Source organism: Micromonospora sp. CA-111912 (assembly GCF_050948415.1).
GTDB lineage: Bacteria > Actinomycetota > Actinomycetes > Mycobacteriales > Micromonosporaceae > Micromonospora.
This window is the reverse complement of record NZ_CP192007.1, coordinates 2,182,442-2,206,372: the sequence shown is the minus strand read 5'-3', so window position 1 is coordinate 2,206,372 and position 23,931 is coordinate 2,182,442. Positions and strand designations below refer to the sequence as shown.

At 75.3% G+C, this 23,931-nt stretch carries 2 protein-coding genes; both read right to left on the bottom strand.

Features of this window, described 5'->3' with window-relative positions:
- Positions 1–19: 19 nt before the first annotated feature.
- On the bottom strand, positions 20–22,597 hold the full coding sequence (locus ACQPZO_RS09700) for a type I polyketide synthase (RefSeq protein WP_433348951.1): 22,578 nt from the start codon (positions 22,595–22,597) through the stop codon (positions 20–22).
- Positions 22,598–22,933: 336 nt separating this feature from the next.
- Positions 22,934–23,791 (bottom strand): metallophosphoesterase family protein, encoded by an 858-nt coding sequence (locus ACQPZO_RS09695; RefSeq protein ID WP_433348949.1) that lies wholly within the window; start codon positions 23,789–23,791, stop codon positions 22,934–22,936.
- Positions 23,792–23,931 lie beyond the last annotated feature (140 nt).

Sequence of the window (23,931 nt, the reverse complement as noted above, 5' to 3'; positions counted from 1 at the left end):
TCCGTACTGGGGACAAGGGTCAGGAATCGGATCCGTCAAGCGCCAGCTTGACGAGGGTGTCGGCGTCCATCTCGTCGATGAGGTCGATGCTCTCGTCGGTGGACTCGGCGGCGTCGGTCTCGGCGTCGGTGAGGTTCAGCAGCAGTTCCAGCAGGCCCGCGTCCCGGAGCCGGGCCAGCGGGATGGTCGCGAGGGCCTGGCGGACCGTCGACTCCGAAGGGTCCGGGCCGTCCGACCGCCGCGCCTCGGGGAGCAGCCCGTCGAGCAGGTGCTCCGCGAGGGTGGTGGGGTTCGGGTAGTCGAAGACGAGGGTCGCCGGCAGCGGCAGCCCGCTCGCGGCGGTGAGCCGGTTGCGCAGCTCCACCGCGGTCAGCGAGTCGAACCCGAGCTCCTTGAACGCCAGCCGGGGCTTGACCCGGTCCGTGCCCGGGTGACCGAGCACCGCCGAGGCGTGGGTGCGGACCAGGTCGACCAGGTGCCGGAGCTGCTCGGCGCGGGGCAGGGTGCGCAGGTGCTCCCGGAGCCCGTCGGCGGCGCCGCCCGGCTGCTCGTCGGCGGGGGCGCGCAGCGCGTCCCGGGCCTCGGCGAGGTCGTCGAGCAACGGCCGGGGGCGGGCCGAGGCGTACGCGGGGGCGAACACCGTCCAGTCGACGTCGGCCACGGTCAGGGCGGGTCGGGGCTGGCCGACGGCGTACCGCATGGCGTGCACGGCGTCGTCCGGCGCCATCGCGCCGAGGCCGCGCCGGGCCAGGGCCTGCTGGGCCTCGGCGCCGGCCATGCCACCGTCGGCCCACGGCCCCCACGCCACCGACGTCGCCGCGAGGCCCCGGGCCCGCCGCTGGTCGGCCAGCGCGTCGAGGAACGCGTTGCCCGCCGCGTAGGCGCCCTGCCCGCCGCTGCCCCACACCCCGGCGATCGAGGAGAACAGCACGAACGCGTCCAGCGGCCGGCCGCCGAGCAGGTCGTCCAGGTGCACCGCGCCGGCCACCTTTCCGGCGAGGACGGCGGCGAAGCCGGCCAGGTCGGTCTCGGCGAGCAGGCCGACGTCGCCGGCCCCGGCGGCGTGCACCACCGCCGTCAGCGGCGACGGGTCCTCGTCCAGGGTCGCCAGCAGGGCCGCGACCTGGTCCCGTTCGGCGACGTCGCACGCCACGATCGAGACCCGGGCGCCGCGCGCGGCCAGTTCCTCCCGCAGCTCTCCGGCGCCCGCCGCCTGCTCGCCGCGGCGGCTGGTCAGCACCACGTGCGCGGCGCCGTTGGTGACCGCCCAGCGGGCCACGTGGGCGCCGAGCGCCCCCGTTCCGCCGGTGATCAGCACCGTGCCCGACGGCTGCCAGCGGTCCCCGGCGGCCGGGGCGGCGGCTGCCGCCCGCGCGAGCCGCCGGACGAACACGCCGGTGGGCCGTACGGCGATCTGGTCCTCGTCCCCGGCGCCGGCGACCACCCGGACCAGCCGGTCCCAGACGGCGGGGTCGACGTCGTCGGGCAGGTCCAGGAGGCCGCCCCACAGGTGCGGGTGTTCCAGTCCGGCGACCAGTCCGAGGCCCCACAGTCCGCTCTGGGCGACCCGCCGGACCGCGTCGCCGTCCCCGGTGCCGACGGCCCCCTGGGTCAGGCACCACAGCCGGGTCTTCGTACCGGTGTCGTGCAGTCCTTGGAGCAGCAGCAGGGTGGCCGCCGTGCCGACGGGCACGGCCGGGCTGTCCGGGTGCGGCTGGTCGCGGAGGCCGAGCAGGGAGAGCACGCCGGTGACCGGCCGGTCGGTCAGCGTCTCGGCGAGCTGCCGGGCGAGGTCGTCCCGGTCGGTGCGGGCGGGGTCGACGGTCAGCCGGAGCACGTCGGCGCCGGCCGAGGCCAGGGCCTTGGCGGCCTCCTCGGTCCGCGCGCCGGTGACCGGGTCGTCGTCCTGCGGCGACACCAGCAGCCAGGTGCCCGCCGGGGTGGCGGCGAAGTCGGTCCGCTTCCACATGATCCGGTACGACCAGCCGTCGACCAGGACGCGTTGCCGGCGGGCCCGGTGCCACGTCGACAGCACCGGCAGGGCCGGGGCGAGGGCGTCGAGGTCACCGCCGTCGCCGAACTGGGTCGCGAGGGCGGTGAGGTCGCCGCTCTCCACGGCCGTCCAGAACTCGGCGTCGCCGCCGTCGCCGAGCGGCCGGCGGGCCGGGCGGGCGGGCTCGGGCCAGTACCGCTCCCGCTGGAACGCGTACGTCGGCAGGTCGACCCGGGTCGCCCCAGCCCCGGCGAACCACGGCTGCCACGTCACCGGGACGCCGTGCACGTGCAACTCACCCAGGGCCACCAGCAGCGCCTGCGCCTCCGACCGGTCCCGACGCTGCACCGCCACCGCCAACACGTCCCCGCCAGCAGGCAGCACATCGGCCGCCACCGCCGTCAGGACACTCTGCGGACCGACCTCCAGGAACGTGTCCACCCCGGCGTCCCGCAGCGCCGTGACCCCGTCGGCGAACCGCACCGCCTCCCGCACATGCCGCACCCAGTACTCCGGAGTACGCAGCTCGTCGCCGCCGGCCAGCCCGCCGGTCACGTTCGACACCACCGGCAGGAGCGGCGCCGCGAAACTCAACCCCGCCAGCACCGACCGGAACTCGGCCAGCATCGGCTCCATCAGCGGGCTGTGGAACGCGTGACTCACCGTCAACCGACGGGTCCGGGTCCCCCGGCCCCGCCAGAACTCCGCCACCTCGTCCAGGGCGGCGACCTCGCCCGAGACCACCACGGACGCCGGCCCGTTCACCGCCGCGATTCCGGCCCGGTCGGCGAGGCCGCCCAGGCTCTCCGCCACGTCCACCTCGGACGCGCCCACCGCCAGCATCCCGCCACCGGCCGGCAACGCCTGCATCAACCCACCACGGGCCGCCACCAGGGCACACGCGTCGGACAGGGACAGCACCCCCGCGACGTGCGCGGCCGTGATCTCACCGACCGAGTGACCGCCCACGAAGTCCGGCACCACACCGAACGACTCCACCAGCCGGAACAACGCCACCTCGACCGCGAACAGACCCGCCTGGGTGAACACGGTCTGATCGAGGAGATCGGCGTCCGACGTGCCCGGCTCGGCGAACAGCACCGGCTTCAACGGACCCGGCAGCAACCCGTCCAACTCGGCGCACACCTCGTCCAGCGCCGACGCGAAGACGGGGAACCCGTCGTACAACTCGCGGCCCATCCCGGCGCGCTGCGCGCCCTGGCCGGAGAACAGCACCGCCAGCGGTCCGCGTTCCACGGCGGAGCCGGTGACCACCGCGCCGGACGGCTCACCGCCGGCGAGGGCGGTCAGCCCCGCCAGCAGGTCGTCGCGGTGCGCCGCGACGACGACGGCCCGGCGGGTCAGGGCCGGTCGGGTGGTGACCGAGGACCAGGCGACCTCGACGGCCCTGAGGCCCTGGCCGGCGGAGAGCCACCGGGTCCACCGGTCCGCCTGCGCGGCCAGCGCCACGTCGGTGCGCGCCGACAGCAGCACCGGCACCAGCGGAGGCGTGACGTCGCCGACCGTCCCGCCCTCGATCACCTCGGCGGGCGGCTGCTCGATGATGACGTGCGCGTTGGTGCCCGAGATCCCGAAGGACGACACGGCCGCCCGACGGGGCCGGTTCACCGCCGGCCATGGGGTGGCCTCGGTGGCCAGGGTGACCGCGCCAGCGGTCCAGTCGATGTGCGGGGACGGCTCGTCGACGTGCAGCGTCGCCGGCACCACACCGTGCCGCATCGCCATGATCATCTTGATCACACCCGCCACCCCGGCGGCGGCCTGCGTGTGACCGATGTTCGACTTCACCGACCCGAGCAGCAGGGGCCGATCCTCGGACCGGTCCTGCCCGTACGTCGCCAGCAGCGCCTGCGCCTCGATCGGATCGCCCAGCGTGGTGCCGGTGCCGTGCGCCTCCACCACGTCGACCTGCTGCGAGCTGAGCCGGGCGTTGGCCAGGGCCTGCCGGATCACCCGCTGCTGCGACGGACCGTTCGGCGCGGTAAGCCCGTTCGACGCACCGTCCTGGTTCACGGCGGTGCCCCTGACGACGGCCAGGATGTTCCGCCCCTCCCGCTGCGCGTCGGACAGCCGCTGCACCAGCAGGACGCCCACACCCTCCGACCAGCCCGTGCCGTCCGCGGCAGCGGCGAACGACTTACACCGACCGTCCTGCGACAAGCCACGCTGACGCGAGAACTCGATGAACGTCCCAGGCGTCGCCATCACCGTCACACCACCAGCAAGCGCCAAATCACACTCACCACTACGCAACGCCTGAACCGCCAGATGCAACGCCACCAACGACGACGAACACGCCGTATCCACCGTCACCGCCGGCCCCTCCAGACCGAACGTGTACGCCACCCGACCCGACAGCACACTGCCGGAGTTGCCGGTACCGATGTACCCCTCGACCTCGCCCGGCACGTCCATCAGGACGGAGGCGTAGTCGTGGTACATCACACCCGCGAACACACCCGTCCGGCTGCCCCGCACCCACTGCGGGTCCACCCCCGCCGACTCGAACGACTCCCACGACGCCTCCAACAGCAACCGCTGCTGCGGATCCATCGCCAGAGCCTCACGGGGACTGATCCCGAAGAAGCCGGGATCGAACTCGGCCGCCCCGTACAGGAAGCCGCCGTGCCGGGTGTAGGAGCTGCCCGGGCGGTCGGGGTCCGGGTCGAACAGGGTCTCCAGGTCCCAGCCCCGGTCGGCCGGGAACTCCCCGATCCCCTCGCCGCCGCCGGCCAGCAACGCCCAGAGCTGCTCGGGCGTCTCCACCCCGCCCGGGTACCGGCAGGCCATGCCCACGATCGCGATCGGCTCGTCGCCGCCGACCGTCGCCGGCAGATCCGGCCCGACCTCGACGACGCTGGTACCCAGCAGGTCGGCGTGCACGTGCTCGGCCAGCGCCTGCGGGGTGGGGTAGTCGAAGACCAGGGTCGAGCCGAGGCGCAGCCCCGTCGCGGCGTTGACCCGGTTGCGCAGCTCGACCGCGCTCAGCGAGTCGAAGCCGAGGTCCCGGAACGCCCGGTCCGCCGGCACCGCCTCCACGCCGTCGTGCCCCAGCACCTGCGCGGCCAGGCCCCGGACGAGCAGGGCGACCTGCGCCCGACCCTCGTCCTCGGTGAGCCGGGCGAGCCGGCCGGCCAGGCTGTCGCCGCCCTGTCCCGCCTGGCGACGCGTCGTGGTCGTGCCGACCAGCGCCCGCAGCATCGGCGGCACCACGCCGCCGGCGGCGGCGGCCCGCAGCGCGGGCACGTCGATCACCGCCGGCACCAGGGTCGGCCGGTCCACGGCCAGCGCCGCGTCGAACAGCGCCAGGCCGGTGTCGGCGCTCATCGCGGTCAGGCCGGCCCGCCCCGACCGGGCCCGGTCGACGCCGCCGAGGGACGCCGCCATCCCGGCCGTGTTCCACATCCCCCACGCGAGGCTGACCGCCGGCAGACCGGCCTGCCTGCGGTGCGCCGCCAGGGCGTCCAGGAACGCGTTGCCCGCCGCGTACGCCGCCTGGCCCGGCGAGCCGAGCACCCCCGCGATCGAGGAGAACAGCACGAACAGGTCCAGGTCCAGGCCGGCCGTCGCCTCGTGCAGGTGCCAGCCCGCCGACACCTTCGGCGCCAGGACGCCCGCGAGCTGGTCGGCCGTCAGCCCCTCGACGAGGCCGTCGTCGAGCACACCGGCCAGGTGGACGACGCCCGCCAGCCGGCACGTCGAGGTGACGTCCGCGACCAGCCCGGCCACCTGCGCCCGGTCGGTGACGTCGCACGCCACCACCCGGGCGGACGCGCCCAGCCCGGCCAGCCGTTCGACCAGCTCGTCGGCGCCGGCGGCCGCCGGGCCCCGCCGGGACGCCAGCACCAGCGCCCGGAGCCCGTGGGCCCGGACCAGATGCTCCGCGACGAGGGCGCCCAGCGCGCCGGTGCCGCCGGTCACCAGGACGGCGCCGGCGTCCGCCACGATCGGGGCGTGCGACGACGACCCGGACGCGCGCACCAGCCGTGGCACGAACACCCGGCCCGCGCGGAGGGCCACCTGAGCGCCCGCGGCGTCCTCGGCGACCCGCGCCAGGACGGCCACCAGGCCCGCGTCCACGTCACCGTCGACATCCGCGAGGACGATCCGGCCGGGATGCTCCGACTGCGCCGACCGCAGCAGGCCCCACACCGCCGCACCCGCCAGATCGTCCACGGCGTCGCCGTCCCGGGCCGCCACCGCGCCCCGGGTCACCACCACCAGCTTCGAGTCCGCCAGGGCGTCGGCGGCCAGCCAGGACCGCAGCTCCGCCAGCACCGTCGAGGCGAGGGCGCCGACCGCGTCGGGCACCGCGCCATCCTGCGGGGAGTTGGCCGGGAGCAGCAGCAGGGCGGGTGCCTCGGCGCCGCCGTCGAGCGCGGCGAGCAGGTCGGCGACGGTCCGGTGGGCGCGCCCGGTGGCGACGTCCCGCGGCTCACCGAGGGTCACCCAAGTCGGCACGTCGGCCGGGACGACCTCGGCGGCCCGCCAGGCGACCTCGAACAGCGACCGGGCTGCCGCGTCCGGGGCGGCCCGGCCGATCAGCTCCCGCAGGGTCAGCGAGTCCACGGACACCACCGGCGTGCCGGCCTCGTCACCGGCGACCAGCCGCACGCCGGTGCCCTCGCGGGTCAGCCGCACCCGCAGCACCCGCGCGCCCGAGGCGTGCACCTGCACACCGGAGAACGCGAACGGCACCCGGGGCGCGGCGGACTCCTCGAACAGCAGGGCGACGGGGTGCAGGGCGGCGTCCAGCAGCGCCGGGTGCACGCCGAACCGCGCGACGTCGCCGGCCGCGTCGTCGGGCAGGGCCACCTCGGCGAAGACCTCGCCGCCGCCCGTCCAGACCCGGCGCAGCCCCTGGAACGCCGGACCGTACGCCAGGCCGCGCTCGGCGAACGCGTCGTACCAGCCGGTCAGGTCGACCTCGTCGGCGCCCACGGGCGGCCAGGGGCCGACGCCCGGCTCAACGGCGGACGCCGGTTCCAGCACCCCGTCGGCGTGCCGGGTCCACCCCGCGTCGGGGGCGTCGTCGGGTCGGGAGTGGATGGTGACGGTGCGCTGCGGCGCGTATCCCGGCGCCGACACCCGGACCTGGATGCGCACGCCGCCGGAGGGCGGGAGCACCAGCGGCGCGGCGATGGTCAGCTCCCGTACCCGGGACGCGCCCACCTCGTCGCCGGCCCGCACCGCGAGTTCCACCAGCGCGGTGCCCGGCAGCAGCACCGCGCCCGACACCGCGTGGTCGGCGAGCCACGGCCGGGTGGCGAGCGCCAGCCGGCCGGTCAGCACGACCTCGCCGTCGCCGGCCAGGTCGACGGCGGCGCCGAGCAGCCCGTGCCCGGCCGCGCCGAGGCCCGCGCCGGCCACGTCACCGGCGCGCAGCCGGCCGACGTTGGGCCAGTACCGCTGCCGCTGGAACGCGTACGTCGGCAGGTCGACGGGGTTCGCGCCCGGCAGCAGGGCGGACCAGGTCACGGGCACGCCGTGGACGTGCAGTTCCGCCAGCGCGTGCAGCAGCGAGACGGGTTCCGGCCGGCCGGGGCGCAGCGCCGCGACGACCGCGACCGCAGACGTGGCCGGGTCGTCGTCCGGCAGGCAGCTGCGGACCATGCCGGCGAGGACCGCGTCCGGGCCGATTTCGAGGAACGTGCCGACGTTGCGCTGCCGCAGGCAGGCGACGCCGTCGGCGAAGCGGACGGCCTCCCGGACGTGCCGCACCCAGTAGTCGGGGGTGCCGATCTCCTCGGCGTCGGCGATCCCGCCGGTGAGGTTGGAGACCACCGGCAGCAGCGGCGGGCGGAAGGTCAGCCCGTCGAGGACCGCCCGGAACTCGGCCAGCATCGGTTCCACCAGAGGGCTGTGGAAGGCGTGGCTGACCCGCAGCCGGCGGGTACGCATCCCCCGGGCGGACCAGGTCCGCTCCAGGGCGTCCAGCGCGTCGAGCACCCCGGAGACCACCACCGCGGTCGGCCCGTTGACCGCCGCGATCCCGACGCGGTCGGCCAGGCCGGCCAGGTCCTCGGCGACCGTTGCCTCGTCGGCGGCGACGGCGAGCATCCCGCCGCCGGCCGGCAGGGCCTGCATCAGCCGGCCCCGCGCGCCCACCAGGGCGCACGCGTCGTCGAGGGAGAGCACCCCGGCCACATACGCGGCGGTCACCTCGCCGATCGAGTGGCCGGCGACGAAGTCCGGCACGATCCCGTACGACTCGACGAGGCGGAACAGGGCCACCTCGACGGCGAACAGGCCGGCCTGGGTGAAGGCGGTCTGGTCCAGCAGCTCGGCGTCGGCCGAGCCCGCCGGGGCGTTCAGCGCGTCCCGCAGCGGGCGGGGCAGGTGCGGGTCGAGGTGGGCGCACGCCTCGTCCAGCGCGGCGGCGAAGACGGGGTACGCGGCGTACAGCTCCCGGCCCATGCCGGCGCGCTGCGCGCCCTGCCCGGAGAAGACGACGGCGATGCGCCCGCCCCGTGCGGTGCCCTGGACGACGGCGGGCGAGGGCTGCCCGTCGGCGAACGCGTCCAGGGCGGACAGCAGGCCGCCCCGGTCGGCTGCCAGCAGGACGGCGCGGTGCTCGAAGACGGACCGGCCGGTGGCCAGCGCGCGCCCGATCCCGGCGACGGTCAGGTCCGACCGGTCGGCCGCCAGGCCGTGCAGCCGTCGGGCCTGCCCGCGCAGGGCGGCGTCGCCGCGCGCCGACAGGACGCAGGGTACGAGGCCGCCGGGGACCTCACCGACCACCGCCGGGGCGGTCGCGGGGGCCGCCGTCGGCGCCTGCTCGATGATGGTGTGCGCGTTGGTTCCGCTGATCCCGAAGGAGGACACGGCGGCGCGACGGGGCCGGTCCAGGGACGGCCAGCGGCGGGTCTCGGTGAGCAGTTCCACCGCCCCGGCGTCCCAGTCGATGTGCGGGGACGGCTCGTCGACGTGCAGGGTCGACGGCAGCAGTCCGTGCCGCATCGCCAGCACCATCTTGATCACACCGGCGACACCGGCGGCGGCCTGCGCGTGCCCGATGTTGGACTTGATCGAGCCGAGCAGCAGCGGCCGGTCGGCGGGCCGGTCCTGGCCGTACGTGGCCAGCAGCGCCTGCGCCTCGATCGGGTCGCCGAGGGGGGTGCCGGTGCCGTGCGCCTCGACGGCGTCCACGTCCGCCGCCGTGAGACGGGCGTTGGCCAGGGCCTGCCGGATGACCCGCTGCTGGGCGGGGCCGTTCGGGGCGGTCAGGCCGCTGCTCGCGCCGTCCTGGTTGACCGCGCTGCCCCGCACCACGGCGAGGACGCGGTGCCCGTTGCGCTGTGCGTCGGAGAGGCGTTCCAGCAGCAGCATGCCGATGCCCTCGGCGAAGCCGGTGCCGTCGGCGCCCGCGCCGAAGGCCTTGCACCGGCCGTCGGGCGAGAGGCCGCGCTGCCGGGAGAACTCGGTGAGCATGCCGGGGGTGGACATCACGCTGACGCCGCCGGCGAGCGCGAGCCGGCACTCGTCCTGGCGCAGCGCCTGGGTGGCCAGGTGCAGGGCGACCAGCGAGGAGGAGCAGGCGGTGTCGACGGTGACGGCGGGGCCCTCCAGGCCGAACAGGTACGAGATCCGGCCCGACGCGACGCTGCCGGCGCTGCCGTTGCCGACGTAGCCGTCCAGCTCGTCGGTGGTGTCGGCGGCCTGGGACGCGTAGTCGTGGTAGATGAGTCCGACGTAGACGCCGGTGCTGCTGCCCCGGGCCGTGTGGGGGTCGATGCCCGCCCGCTCGAAGGCCTCCCAGGAGGTCTCCAGCAGCAGCCGCTGCTGCGGGTCCATGGCCAGCGCCTCCCGGGGTGAGATCCCGAAGAAGCCGGCGTCGAACTCGGCCGCGTCGTGCAGGAAGCCACCCTGGCGGGGGCCGTTGCCGTCGTCGCCGGTCCGCAGGTCGTCCGGGTCCCAGCCGCGGTCGGTGGGGAACGGCGCGATGACGTCGGCCCCGGCCGTGACCAGGTCCCAGAGCTGCTCGGGGGTCTGCACGTCGCCGGGGAACCGGCAGGCCATGCCGATGATCGCGATGGGCTCGTCGAGGGTGGTGGCCGCGCCGGCCGTCTTGCCGGCGGCGGGGGCCTCGACGCCGCCGAGCTCCCGGTCGAGGAAGTCGGCGAGGACGACCGGGGTGGGGTAGTCGAACGCCACGGTGGCGGGCAGCCGCAGCCCGGTGGCGGTGGCCAGCCGGTTGCGCAGTTCCACCGAGGTCAGCGAGTCGAAGCCCAGCTCCTTGAAGCCGCGCTGGGCGTCGACGCGGTCGGCGGAGCGGTGCCCCAGCACGGCGGCCACGCTCGCGGCGACCAGGTCGAGCAGGTGGCTGCGCCGCTGCGCGGAGCTGAGCGTGGCCAGCCGCCCGCGTTCCGAGGCGGTGTCGGCAGGTCCCTGCCCGGCGGTCCGCCGGACGGGGCCGGTGGGGCGGACCAGCTCGCGCAGCATGCTGGGCACCGCGCCGGCCGCCGGCCGGGCCGTGGCCGGCGGCAGGTTCATGAGTACGAGGTGCACGCCGCCGTACTGCCGGGCCAGGTCGAACAGGGCGGTGCCCTCGACCTCGGTCAGCGGGGCGCTGGTGGTCCGGATCGCCCGGCGGTGGGCGTTGCCGCCGAGGTGGGCGGTCATCGCGCTGGCGGTGTCCCACAGTCCCCAGGCGAGGCTGGTGGCGGGCAGCCCCTGCTGCTGGCGGAGGCGGGCGAGGGCGTCGAGGAACCCGTTCGCCGCCGAGTAGTTGCCCTGCCCGGGCGAGCCGAGGGTGGCCGCCACCGAGGAGAACACCGCGAAGGCGGCCAGGTCGACGTCGCGGGTCGCCCGGTGCAGCGCCCAGCCGGCGTCGACCTTCGGGGTCAGCACCGCGTCGAGGGCCTGCTCGTCGAGGGAGCCGATGGTGGCGTCGGCGATCACGCCGGCGGTGTGCACCACGGCGGTCAGCGGGTGCGCCGGGTCGACCTGCGCCAGCAGGCCGGCGACCTGGTCGGGGTCGGCGACGTCGGCGGTGGCGGTGGTGACGTGGGCGCCGAGGCTGGTCAGCTCCGCCACCAGGTCGCGGTAGGCCTCGGGGCCCCGGCGGGAGGCGAGCAGCAGGTTCCGGGACTGGCCGGTGGCCACGAGGTGCCGGGCGAACACCCCGGCCAGGGCGCCGCCGGCGCCGGTGATCAGCGTGGTGCCGTCCGGATCGATCGGGGCGGGGATCCGCAGCACCACCTTGCCCACGTGCCGGGCCTGACTCATGTGCCGCAACGCCCGCCGGGCGTGCTGAACGTCCCACACCCGCACCGGCAACGGACGCAACGCGCCCTGCTCGAACAGCGCCAACAACTCGGTCAGCATCTCGCTGATGCGGGCGTGCCCGGCCTCGTTGAGGTCGAACGCCCGGTAGGTCACGCCGGGGTGGCGCTCGGCGACCTGGCGGGGGTCGCGGATGTCGGTCTTGCCCATCTCGACGAACCGGCCACCACGCGGCAGCAACCGCAACGACGCGTCGACGAACTCACCCGCCAGGGCGTCGAGCACCACATCCACCCCGGCACCACCCGACACCGACCCGAACACCCGCTCGAACTCCGTCGTCCGCGACGACGCAATCCGCTCCGCATCCACCCCCAGACCCCGCAACACCCCCCACTTACCAGGACTCGCCGTCGCATACACCGTCGCACCCAGATGCCGCGCCAACTGAATCGCCGCCATACCCACCCCACCCGCACCCGAGTGGACCAACACCGACTCACCCGCCCGCAACCCCGCCAGATCCCGCAACGCATACCACGCCGTCAGGAACACCACCGGCACGGACGCCGCCTCGGCGAAGGTCCAGCCGGCCGGGATCCTCGCGACCAGTTCCCGCGTGGCGGTGACCTGGGGGCCGAAGGCGGGTTCGAACATGCCCATCACCCGGTCGCCCGGGGCCAGGTCGGTCACCCCCGGACCGACCTCCACCACCACACCCGCACCCTCACTGCCCATCACCGCCGACGGATCCGGATACATCCCCAACGCGATCAACACATCCCGGAAGTTCACCCCGGCCGCCCGCATGGCGATGCGCACCTGCCCCGCTTCGAGGGGGGCGGTGGTGGCCGGCGTGAGGCTGATCCCGTCGAGGGTGCCGGGGGCGGTCGCGGCGAGGTGCCACAGCCCGTCCGGCGGGGTCAGGTCGTCGGCCGAGGCGCCGGTGCGGGTCAGGCGCGGGGAGCGGACCTCGCCGCCGCGCACCGCGACCTGCCCGCCCGTGGGCGACGGGTCCTCGGCGACGCCGGCCAGCAGGTCCCACAGCTCGGGTGAGAGGTCCCGGTCGACGTCGGCGAGGACGATCCGGTCGGGGTGCTCCGACTGCGCCGAGCGCAGCAGGCCCCACACCGCCGCGCCCACCGGGTCGCCCAGCTGGTCGGCGGGGACGGCCGCCACGGCGCCCCGGGTCACCACGACGAGCCGGGTGTCCGCCAGTTCCCCGGCGTCCAGCCAGGACTGGAGCACGCCGAGCACGTGCGCCGTGGCCGTCCGCACGGCCGCCGGCACGTCGGCGTCCGCCGGCTGCGGGATCGTCACCGGCAGGAGCAGCACGCGCGGCCGGTCGGCCGTTCCGGCGGCCACGGCCGCGGCCAGGTCGGCCACGGTGGGGTACCCGGCCACTCCCGGCCCGGTGGTCCCGGCCGCGTCGCCCAGCAGCACCCGGCCGGTGGGGTCGGTGGCGGGGGTGACGTCCTCGGCCTGCCAGCTCACCTCGAACAGCGACCGGGCCGCAGCGCCCGAGGCCGCGACCCCGGTCATCTCCCGCAGCACGAGCGAGTCCACCGACACGACCGGGGCGCCCGTGCCGTCGACCGCGACCAGCCGCACACCGCTGCCCGCTCGGGTCAGCCGGACCCGCAGCACCGAGGCGCCCGACGCGTGCACCTGCACGCCCTCGAACGCGAACGGCATCCGTGGCCCACCGGAGCCCTCGGTCAGCAGCAGGCCGATCGGGTGCAGGGCGGCGTCGAGCAGCGCCGGGTGCACCCCGAACCGCGCGGCGTCGCCCGCCGCCTGTTCCGGCAGGGCCACCTCGGCGTACGCCTCACCGGCTGCGGTCCACGCCCGCCGCAGACCCTGGAACACCGGCCCGTACGCCAGACCATGCCCCGCCAGAGTGGCGTACCACCCGGTCAGATCCACCTCGGCCGCACCGACCGGCGGCCAGTCGCCCACGCCGGGCTCGTCCGGGGAGGCGGCCTCCAGGACGCCCTCCGCGTGCCGGACCCAGCCCGCGTCGTCGTCCTCCTCCGGCTGGGAGTGCACGGTCACCAGCCGGGCGCCCGACGGGCCGGCCGCGCCGACGCGCACCTGCACCCGCACCCCCGCCGACGCCGGCAACGCCAACGGCGTCAGGACCGTCAGCTCCCGCACCCGCGACACACCCACCTCGTCACCGGCCCGCACCGCCAACTCCACCAACGCCGTACCCGGCACCACCACCGAACCAGCCACCACATGCTCCGCCAACCACGGATGAGTGCCAGCCGACAACCGCCCCGTCAACAACACCTCGTCGCCGCCGGCGAGGCGCACCGCCGCGCCGAGCAGGCCGTGGCCGGCCGCGCCGAGTCCCGCGCCGGAGACGTCACCGCCGAACGAGCGGTCCACCGCCGGCCAGAACCGCTCCCGCTGGAACGCGTACGTGGGCAGGTCGACCGGGGCGGCGCCGGACCCGGCGTACACCCTCGCCCAGTCGACGCCGACACCCGCGACGTACAGCTCCGCCAGGCCGGACAGCAGCTGCGCGGGGCCGCTCTCGTCGCGGCGCAGGGAGCCCACCACCACGCCGGGGCCGGCCGGGGCGGCGGCCCGGTCGAGCGCGTCCTGAACCACCACCTTGAGCACAGGGTGGGGGCTGACCTCCACGAAGACCCGGAAACCCTCGGCGATCAGCCGGTCGACCACCGGCGCGAGCCGGACCGGTTCGCGCAGGTTGCGGTACCAGTAGTCGGCGTCGAGCTGGGCGGTGTCGATGAGGTCGCCGGTCACCGTCGAGTAGAAGGACACGGCGGTCGACTCGGCGTCGACGGCGCCGAGCGCGGCCGACAGGTCGTCGCGGACCGCCTCGACGTGCGGGCTGTGCGAGGCGTAGTCGACGGCGATCCGCCGGGCCCGCAGGTCGCGCTCGGCGCAGTGCGCGAGCAGCGCGTCGACGGACTCCGCGGCGCCGGAGACGACGGTCACGGCGGCGCCGTTGATGGCGGCGATCGACAGGGTGTCCGCCCACGGGGCGATGAGCTGCTCGGTGTCGGCGGCCGACAGGGGCACGGAGAGCATGCCGCCCCGGCCCGAGATCGCCAGCAGGCCGCGGCTGCGCGCCACGACCAGCCGCATCGCGTCCGGGAGGGTGAGGGCGCCGGCGGCGCACGCGGCGGCGATCTCGCCCTGCGAGTGGCCGACGACGGCGTCCGGGGCGACCCCGCACGCCTTCCACAGCCGCGCGAGGGACACCATCACGGAGAACAGGGCGGGCTGGACCACGTCGACCCGGTCCAGCGGCGGCGCGCCGGGCGCCTGCCGCAGCACGTCGTCCAGCGACCAGTCCACCAGCCGGGACAGCTCCTCGGCGCACTCCCGCATCCGCTCCCGGAAGGCCGGGGACGACTCCAGCAGGTCCAGCGCCATCCCGACCCACTGCGAGCCCTGGCCGGGGAAGACGTAGGCGACCTTCGGCGTGCCGTCGACGGGGGTCGGGGCGGCCTCGGAGCCGGCGAGCACGGCCAACTCGGCGAGGGCGGCTTCCCGGTCAGCGGCGACCACGACCGCCCGGTACGGGTGGTGGGCCCGTCGGGTGGCGAGGGAGAGCCCCAGGTCGGCGAGGGTCAGGTCGGCGTCCTCGGCGAACTGCCCACGGATCCGGGAGGCCTGCTCCCGCAGGGCCTGCGGGCTGCGCCCGGACACCGTCAGGGGCACGCCGGCCGGGCCGGCCAGGCCGGGCTGCTCCGGGGCGGGGGTCGGCCGGGCGGCAGGGGCGCTGTCGTCGGGCGCCTGCTCGATGATGGTGTGCACGTTGGTGCCGCTGATCCCGAACGAGGACACGGCGGCGCGGCGGGGCCGGTCGACGGCGGGCCACGGCCGTGGCTCGGTGAGCAGCGCCACCGCGCCGGAGTCCCAGTCGATGTGCGGGGACGGCTGGTCCACGTGCAGGGTGGACGGCAGCAGACCGTGCCGGATCGCCATGATCATCTTGATCACGCCGGCCACCCCGGCCGCGGCCTGGGAGTGCCCGATGTTCGACTTGATCGACCCGAGGAACAGCGGCCGGTCCACCGGCCGGTCCTGCCCATACGTGGCCAGCAGCGCCTGCGCCTCGATCGGGTCGCCCAGCATGGTGCCGGTCCCGTGCGCCTCGACGGCGTCCACGTCGGAGGCGCCGAGCCGGGCGTTGGCCAGGGCCTGCCGGATCACCCGCTGCTGCGACGGCCCGTTCGGCGCGGTGAGGCCGTTGGACGCGCCGTCCTGGTTCACGGCGCTGCCGCGCACCACCGCCAGCACCCGGTGCCCGTTGCGCCGGGCGTCCGACAGCCGCTCCACGAGCAGCATGCCCACGCCCTCGGACCAGCCGGTGCCGTCGGCGGACGCGGCGAACGCCTTGCACCGGCCGTCGGGGGCCAGGCCGCCCTGACGGGAGAACTCCGAGAACATGCCGGGCAGCGCCATCAGGGCGACGCCGCCGGCCAGCGCCAGGTCGCACTCGCCGCCGCGCAGGGCCTGGGCGGCGAGGTGCAGGGCGACCAGGGACGACGAGCAGGCGGTGTCGACGGTGACGGCGGGGCCCTCGAGCCCGAAGGTGTAGGAGACCCGTCCGGAGGCGACGCTGCCGGCCGTGCCGGTCAGCAGGTGCCCCTCGAGGCCGTCCAGGTCCTCGTTCCCGCCCGTGGCGTAGCCGGAGGAGGCCGCCCCGACGAAGACGCCGGTGGCGGTACCGGTCACGCCGTCGGGGTCGACACCGGCGTACTCGAAGGCCTCCCAGGCGGTCTCCAGCAGCAGCCGCTGCTGCGGGTCCATGGCGAGGGCCTCACGGGGGCTGATGTTGAAGAAGCCGGCGTCGAAGTCGGCGGCTTCGTAGAGGAAGCCGCCCTGGTCGGTGACGGTGCTGCCGGTGTCGTACAGGCGGTCCAGGTCCCAGCCCCGGTCGGTGGGGAACCCGCCGATCGCGTCGGCGCCGGAGGTGACGAGCTGCCACAACTGCTCCGGGCTGGCCACCCCGCCCGGGTAGCGGCAGGCCATCCCGATGATCGCCACCGGCTCGTCGGTCGCGCCGACGCCGACCGGGCGGACGGCCACGGCGGCGTCGGTCGCGGCGAGGCCGAGCTGCCCGAACAGGTACTCGGCGAGCCGGGCCGGGGTGGGGTGGTCGAAGGCCAGCGTGGCGGGCAGCCGCAGCCCGGTCGCCGAGCCCAGCCGGTTGCGCAGCTCCACCGAGGTGAGCGAGTCGAAGCCCAGTTCCTTGAACGCGCGGGCGGCCGGCACGGCCTGTGCGGAGGCGTGGCCCAGCACGGCTGCGGCCTGCCCGCAGACCAGCTCCACCAGCAGCCGCCGGGCGTCCGCCTCGGGCAGGCCGACGAGCCGGTCCCGCCAGGAGGCCCCCGCCGTGGGGGCACCACCGGCCCGCCGTCGGCCGCCGGCGCGCACGAGCTGCCGCAGCAGCGGCGGCACCTGTGACGTGTCGCCGGTGACCTGCAACCGGGCCGCCACGACCACCGGGGACACCGCCGGCAGGGCCGCGTCGAACAGTTCCGCGCCCTCGGTCGCGGAGAGGCCGGTCATCCCGACCTGCCGCTGCCGCTGCTGGTCGTCGCCGTCGAGGTGCGCGGTCATCCCGCTGGTGGTGGCCCACAGGCCCCAGGCGACGCTCGTCGCGGCCAGGCCCCGCTGCCGGCGGTGCCCGGCCAGGGCGTCGAGGAACGCGTTCGCCGCCGCGTAGTTGCCCTGCCCGGGCGAGCCGAGGGTGGCCGCGAGGGAGGAGAACGTCACGAACGCGGCAAGGTCCAGATCGGCCGTGGCCTCGTGCAGCGCCCACCCGGCGTCGACCTTCGGCGCCATCACCGTGGCGATGGCCCGCTCGTCGAGCGAGGTGACGGTGGCGTCGGCGAGCACCCCGGCGGCGTGCACCACCGCGGTCAGCGGGTGCGCCGGGTCGACCCGGCCGATCAGCTCCCTGACCTGCGCGGGGTCGCTGACGTCGACCGCGACGGCGGACACCCGCGCACCCGCGTCGGTCAGCTCGCGGACCAGGGCGGCGTAGTCGTCCCGGCCGTCGTCGTCGGGGTGCCGGCGGGAGGCGAGCAGCAGGTTCCGGGACTGGCCGGTGGCCACGAGGTGCCGGGCCACCACCCCGGCCAGCGTTCCGCCCGCGCCGGTGATCAGCGTGGTGCCGTCCGGATCGATCGGGGCGGGGATCCGCAGCACCACCTTGCCCACGTGCCGGGCCTGACTCATGTGCCGCAACGCCCGCCGGGCGTGCTGAACGTCCCACACCCGCACCGGCAACGGACGCAACGCGCCCTGCTCGAACAACGCCAACAACTCGGCCAGCATCTCGCCGATCCGGGCGCTGCCGGCCTCGTTCAGGTCGAACGACCGGTACTCCACGCCCGGGTATTCGGCCGCCACCGCCTGCGGGTCGCGGACGTCGGTCTTGCCCATCTCGACGAACCGGCCACCACGCGGCAGCAACCGCAACGACGCGTCGACGAACTCACCCGCCAGGGCGTCGAGCACCACATCCACCCCGGCACCACCCGACACCGACCCGAACACCCGCTCGAACTCCGTCGTCCGCGACGACGCAATACGCTCCGCATCCACCCCCAGACCCCGCAACACCCCCCACTTACCAGGACTCGCCGTCGCATACACCGTCGCACCCAGATGCCGCGCCAACTGAATCGCCGCCATACCCACCCCACCCGCACCCGAGTGGACCAACACCGACTCACCCGCCCGCAACCCCGCCAGATCCCGCAACGCGTACCACGCCGTCAGGAAGACGAGGGGTACGGACGCGGCCTGCGCGAACGACCAGCCGGCGGGCATCCGGGCGAGGCGCTCCCGGCTGGCGACCGCGAACGGGCCGAAGCCCAGCTCGAACATGCCCATCACCCGGTCGCCCGGGGCCAGGTCGGTCACCCCCGGACCGACCTCCACCACCACACCCGCACCCTCACTGCCCATCACCGCCGACGGATCCGGATACATCCCCAACGCGATCAACACATCCCGGAAGTTCACCCCGGCCGCCCGCACCGCGACCCGCACCTGCCCCGCTTCGAGGGCGGCAGGGGTGGTGGCCGGCACCAGCGCGATCCCGTCGAGGGTGCCGGGGGCGACGGCCGCCAGGTGCCACGCCCCGGACGGCGGCGGGGTCAGCTCGTCGGCCGTGGGCCGGACCAGCCGGGGCACGAACGTCCCGTCGGCGCGGACGGCGAGCTGGCCGCCGGTCGCCGTCGGGTCGGCTACGACGCCGGCCAGCACCGCGAGGGTCTCCGGGTCGAGCGGACCCTCGACGTCGGCGAGGACGATCCGGTCGGGGTGCTCCGACTGCGCCGAGCGCAGTAGGCCCCACACGGCGGCGCCCGCCAGGTCGGTCACCTGGTCCTCGTCCCGGGCGACGACGGCGCCCCGGGTGACCACGACGAGCTTCGCGTCGGCGAGTGCGTCGGCGGCGAGCCAGGACCGCACCACGGTCAGGGCGTCGTTCGTGGTCGCGCGCACCGCGTCGGGAACGTCGACGCCGGGGGCCGCGCCGGGCGTCCACAGCAGGGCCCGGGGGGACTCGGCCCGCGCGTCGGCGAGCGCCGTGGCGAGCGCGTCGACGTCGGGGAAGCCCGGCAGGTCGAGCCCGCCGATCGACGGCCCGAGCAGCGCCCAGCCGGACAGGTCATCGGCCGGGGTGATCTCCTCCGGCAGCCACGTCACCTCGAACAGCGACCGCGCCGCCGCGCCCGGGGCGGCCACCGCCGTCATCTCCCGCAACACCAGCGAGTCCACCGACACCACGGCCGCGCCGGACTCGTCCACCGCCACCACGCGCACGCCGGATCCCTCGCGGGTCAGCCGGACCCGCAGCGCCCGCGCACCCGAGGCGTGCACCTGCACGCCGGAGAACGCGAACGGCACCCGCGCCCCGCCACCCTCGCCGGCCAGCAGCGACGCCACCGGGTGCAACGCCGCGTCCAGCAAAGCCGGGTGCACTCCGAACGCCGCCGCGTCGCCCGCCGCCTGCTCGGGAAGGGCCACCTCGGCGTACGCCTCACCGGCCCCGGTCCACGCCCGCCGCAGACCCTGGAACACCGGCCCGTACGCCAGACCATGCCCCGCCAGAGTGGTGTACCACCCGGTCAGATCCACCTCGGCCGCACCGACCGGCGGCCACTCCCCCAGCACCGGCTCGTCGGCCGACACCGGCTCCAGCGCACCCTCGGCGTGCCGGACCCAGGCCCCGTCGGCCTCCTCGTCCGGCTGCGAGTGCACGGTCACCGACCGGGCGCCGGACGGGTCGGCCGCGCCGACGCGCACCTGCACCCGCACCCCCGCCGACGCCGGCAACGCCAACGGCGTCAGGACCGTCAGCTCCCGCACCCGCGACACACCCACCTCGTCACCGGCCCGCACCGCCAACTCCACCAACGCCGTACCCGGCACCACCACCGAACCAGCCACCACATGCTCCGCCAACCACGGATGAGTGCCAGCCGACAACCGCCCCGTCAACAACACCTCGTCGTCCCCGGCGAGGCGCACCGCCGCGCCGAGCAGCGGGTGGCCCGCGACGCCCAGCCCTGCGCCGGACACGTCGCCGACCTGCCACGACACCGCCTCGGGCCAGAACCGCTCCCGCTGGAACGCGTACGTCGGCAGCTCGACCCGCTGCGCGCCGGCCCCGGCGAACCACGGCTGCCACGTCACCGGGACGCCGTGCACGTGCAACTCACCCAGGGCCACCAGCAGCGCCTGCGCCTCCGACCGGTCCCGACGCTGCACCGCCACCGCCAACACATCCCCGCCAGCAGGCAACACATCGGCCGCCACCGCCGTCAGGACGCTCTGCGGACCGACCTCCAGGAACGTGTCCACCCCGGCGTCCCGCAGCGCCGTGACCCCGTCGGCGAACCGCACCGCCTCCCGCACATGCCGCACCCAGTACTCCGGAGTACGCAACTCATCGCCAACGGCCAACCCGCCGGTCACGTTCGACACCACCGGCAACCGGGGCGCCGCGAACGTCAGCCCGGCCAGCACCGACCGGAACTCCGCCAGCATCGGCTCCATCAGCGGGCTGTGGAACGCGTGACTCACCGTCAACCGACGGGTCCGGGTCCCCCGGCCCCGCCACACCCGCTCCACCTCGTCGAGGGCGTCGACCGCACCGGACACCACGACGGCCGACGGACCGTTCACGGCCGCGATCCCGACCCGGTCGGCAAGACCGCCCAGGCTCTCCGCCACGTCCGCCTCGGACGCGCCCACCGCCAGCATCCCGCCACCGGCCGGCAACGCCTGCATCAACCGGCCACGAGCCGCCACCAGGACACACGCGTCCGCCAGCGACAACACCCCCGCCACGTACGCGGCCGTGATCTCGCCGATCGAGTGCCCACCCACGAAGTCCGGCACCACACCGAACGACTCGACCAGCCGGAACAACGCCACCTCGACCGCGAACAGACCCGCCTGGGTGAACACGGTCTGATCGAGGAGATCGGCGTCCGGCGTGCCCTCCGCCGCGAACAGCACCGGCTTCAACGGCTGCGGCAACAGCCCATCCAGCAGCCCACACACCTCGTCCAGCGCGGCGGCGAAGACGGGGAACCCCTCGTACAACTCGCGGCCCATCCCGGCGCGCTGCGCCCCCTGGCCGGAGAACAGCACCGCCAGCGGGCCCCGATCCACCGCGGAGCCGGTGACCACCGCACCCGACGACTCACCCGCCGCCACGGCACGCAGCCCGGCCAGCAGGCCGTCCCGGTCGGTCGCGGCCAGCACGGCCCGGCTGTCCAGGGTCGACCGGGACGCGACCGACGACCAGCCGACATCCAGGGGACGCAGGTCCCCGTCGGCGGCCAGCCAGTCGGCCCAGCGGCCGGCCTGGCCGGCGAGCGCGGCGGGGTGCGCGGCGGAGAGCAGCACCGGCGCGGCCGGGGGCCGACGGGACGGCGCGGGGGCGTCCTCCGGCGTCTCGGGGGCCGGGGCCTGCTCCAGGACGAGGTGCGCGTTGGTGCCGCTCATGCCGAAGGACGAGACGGCCGCCCGCCGGACGTGTTCGCCGCCGGCCCACGGGCGGGCCGCGTCGAGCAGGGACACCGCCCCCGTCGACCAGTCGATGTGCGGGGACGGCTGCGCCACGTGCAGGGTGGGCGGCAGCACACCGTGCCGCATCGCCATCACCATCTTGATGACGCCGCCGGCGCCGGCGGCGGCCTGGGGGTGGCCGATGTTCGACTTCAGGGACCCCAGCCACAGCGGACGGTCGGCCGTCCGGCCCTGGCCGTACGTGGCCAGCAACGCCTGCGCCTCGATCGGGTCGCCGAGCCGGGTGCCGGTGCCGTGTGCCTCCACGGCGTCGATGTCGGCCGGCGTCAGCCGGGCGTTCTCCAGCGCCTGCCGGATGACCCTCTGCTGGGCGGGGCCGTTCGGGGCGGTCAGCCCACTGCTGGCGCCGTCCTGGTTGACGGCGCTGCCGCGGATCACCGCGAGGACGGGGTGGCCGTTGCGCCGGGCGTCGGAGAGCCGCTCGACGAGCAGCATGGCGACGCCCTCGGACCAGCCGGTGCCGTCGGCGTCGGCCGAGAACGCCTTGCACCGGCCATCGGAGGCGAGCCCGCGCTGCCGGGAGAACTCGACGAAGGCGCCGGGGGTGGCCAGCACGGTCACGCCGCCGGCCACCGCGAGGGAGCACTCGCCGTCACGCAGCGCCTGGCCGGCCAGGTGCAGGGCGACGAGCGAGGACGAGCAGGCGGTGTCGATCGTGACGGCCGGCCCCTCCAGTCCGAAGGAGTACGCCAGCCGGCCCGACATGACGCTCGCCGCGGTGCCGGTGAGGACGTACCCCTCGGTGCCCTCGGGCAGTTGCCGCAGGACGCTGGTGTAGTCCTGGCCGGCCGTGCCGACGAAGACGCCGGTGCGGCTGCCCCGCAGCGACGCGGTGTCGAGGCCGGCCCGCTCGAAGACCTCCCAGGTCACCTCCAGCAGGAGCCGCTGCTGCGGGTCCATGGCCAGCGCCTCGCGCGGCGAGATCCCGAACAGGGACGGGTCGAACAGCCCGGCGTCGGCCAGGAAGCCGCCCCGGTTGCTGTAGGTGGTGCCCTGGTGGTCCGGGTCCGGGTCGTACAGCCGGTCCAGGTCCCAGCCCCGATCCTCGGGGAACGTGCCGGTGGCGTCCACGCCTTCGGCGACGAGGTCCCACAGGTCCTCGGGCGAGGCGACCCCGCCGGGGAACCGGCAGGCCATGCCGACGATCGCGATCGGCTCCGAATCCTCGTTCTCCAGCTCGCTCAGGCGCCGACGCGCCAGGCGGAGCTCGGAGGTCACCCACTTCAGGTGTTCGAGGAGCTTGTCTTCGTCCGCCATGACCCACCCGCCCAGAGCTTGCTATCGATCAGAATCTGCCGATTCGCTGACCACACCACCACCGGCGGCCCGACTCCGCGCACATTTCGGTGGAGACCTGACCATTCGGCGCATGGACGCAATTCCTATTTCAATTTCAGTTTTTGTTTCCGGTACCTGTTCAAGCGCCCGCCGCGACACCGCGCCGACCACCCTGCCGACCCATGCCCGCCACCGTGAGTGGACGGTACTGAGCGCCGACCTCGCCCCCAACCCCTAACGGACCCCTGATCGGGCGGTCCTGACGGGCCGTCGCGGTGGGCGTCGCAGCACGACGATCGACACGAACGGGGCCGGTCAGACGCGGTGCTGGACGGTCTGCGGCAGAATCTGGCGGAGCCGTCCGGGCGGCGTGGCGCGGCGCCGCCACTCCCGTGGATAGCCGACCGAGACCTCCTCGAAGCGGACCCCGTCGTACCAGGTGGTCCGTGGGATGTGCAGGTGTCCGTACACCGCCACGCGGGCGTCGAAGCGCACGTGCCAGTCGGCCGTGGCCTCGGTGCCGCACCATTGCGCGAACTCCGGATACCGCAGAATCCGGGTGGGTTCCCGGACGAGGGGAAAGTGGTTGACCAGAATGGTGGGCAGCCCGTTCCGCTCCTCGGTGAGCCGCCGCTCGGTGTGGGTCAGCCGGGCCCGGCACCACGCGTCGCGCGTCGGGTACGGGTCGGGGTGCAGCAGGATCTCGTCGGTGCAGACCACGCCGACCTCGTGGGCCCGTTCGAGGGCCTGTTCCTTGGTGTACGTCCCGGGCGGCCGGAAGGTGTAGTCGTACAGCAGGAAGAGCGGGGCGACGAGCACCGGATCGCCCTGCGGGTCCCAGATCGGGTAGGGATCCTCCGGGGTGACGACGCCGAGGCCCCGGCACAGCTCCACCAGGTGCCGGTAGCGGGCCTCGCCCCGGAGCTGGTTCGGGTCGTCGCGGGGCGTCCACAGCTCGTGGTTGCCCGGCGCCCAGATCACCTTGGCGAAGCGGCGGCTGAGCAGGCCCAGCGCCCACTCGATGTCGCTGACGAACTCGCCGACGTCGCCGGCGACGATCAGCCAGTCGTCGTCGGTCTCCGGCCGCAGCCCCTCGACGACGGCCCGGTTCTCCTTGTAGACCACGTGCAGGTCACTGATGGCGAGCAACTGAGGCAGGCCCGATCCGGCCACCCGGACCTCCGTCCATCCCGGGTACCGCGCGCACCCACCAACTCGTGCCGATCGGCCGCCGGCAAGGCAGGACGAGACGGCCTGACGGGCTCCGACCCTACGAAGCCCGACCCGGCCAGGCACACCCCTAGACGGCAGGT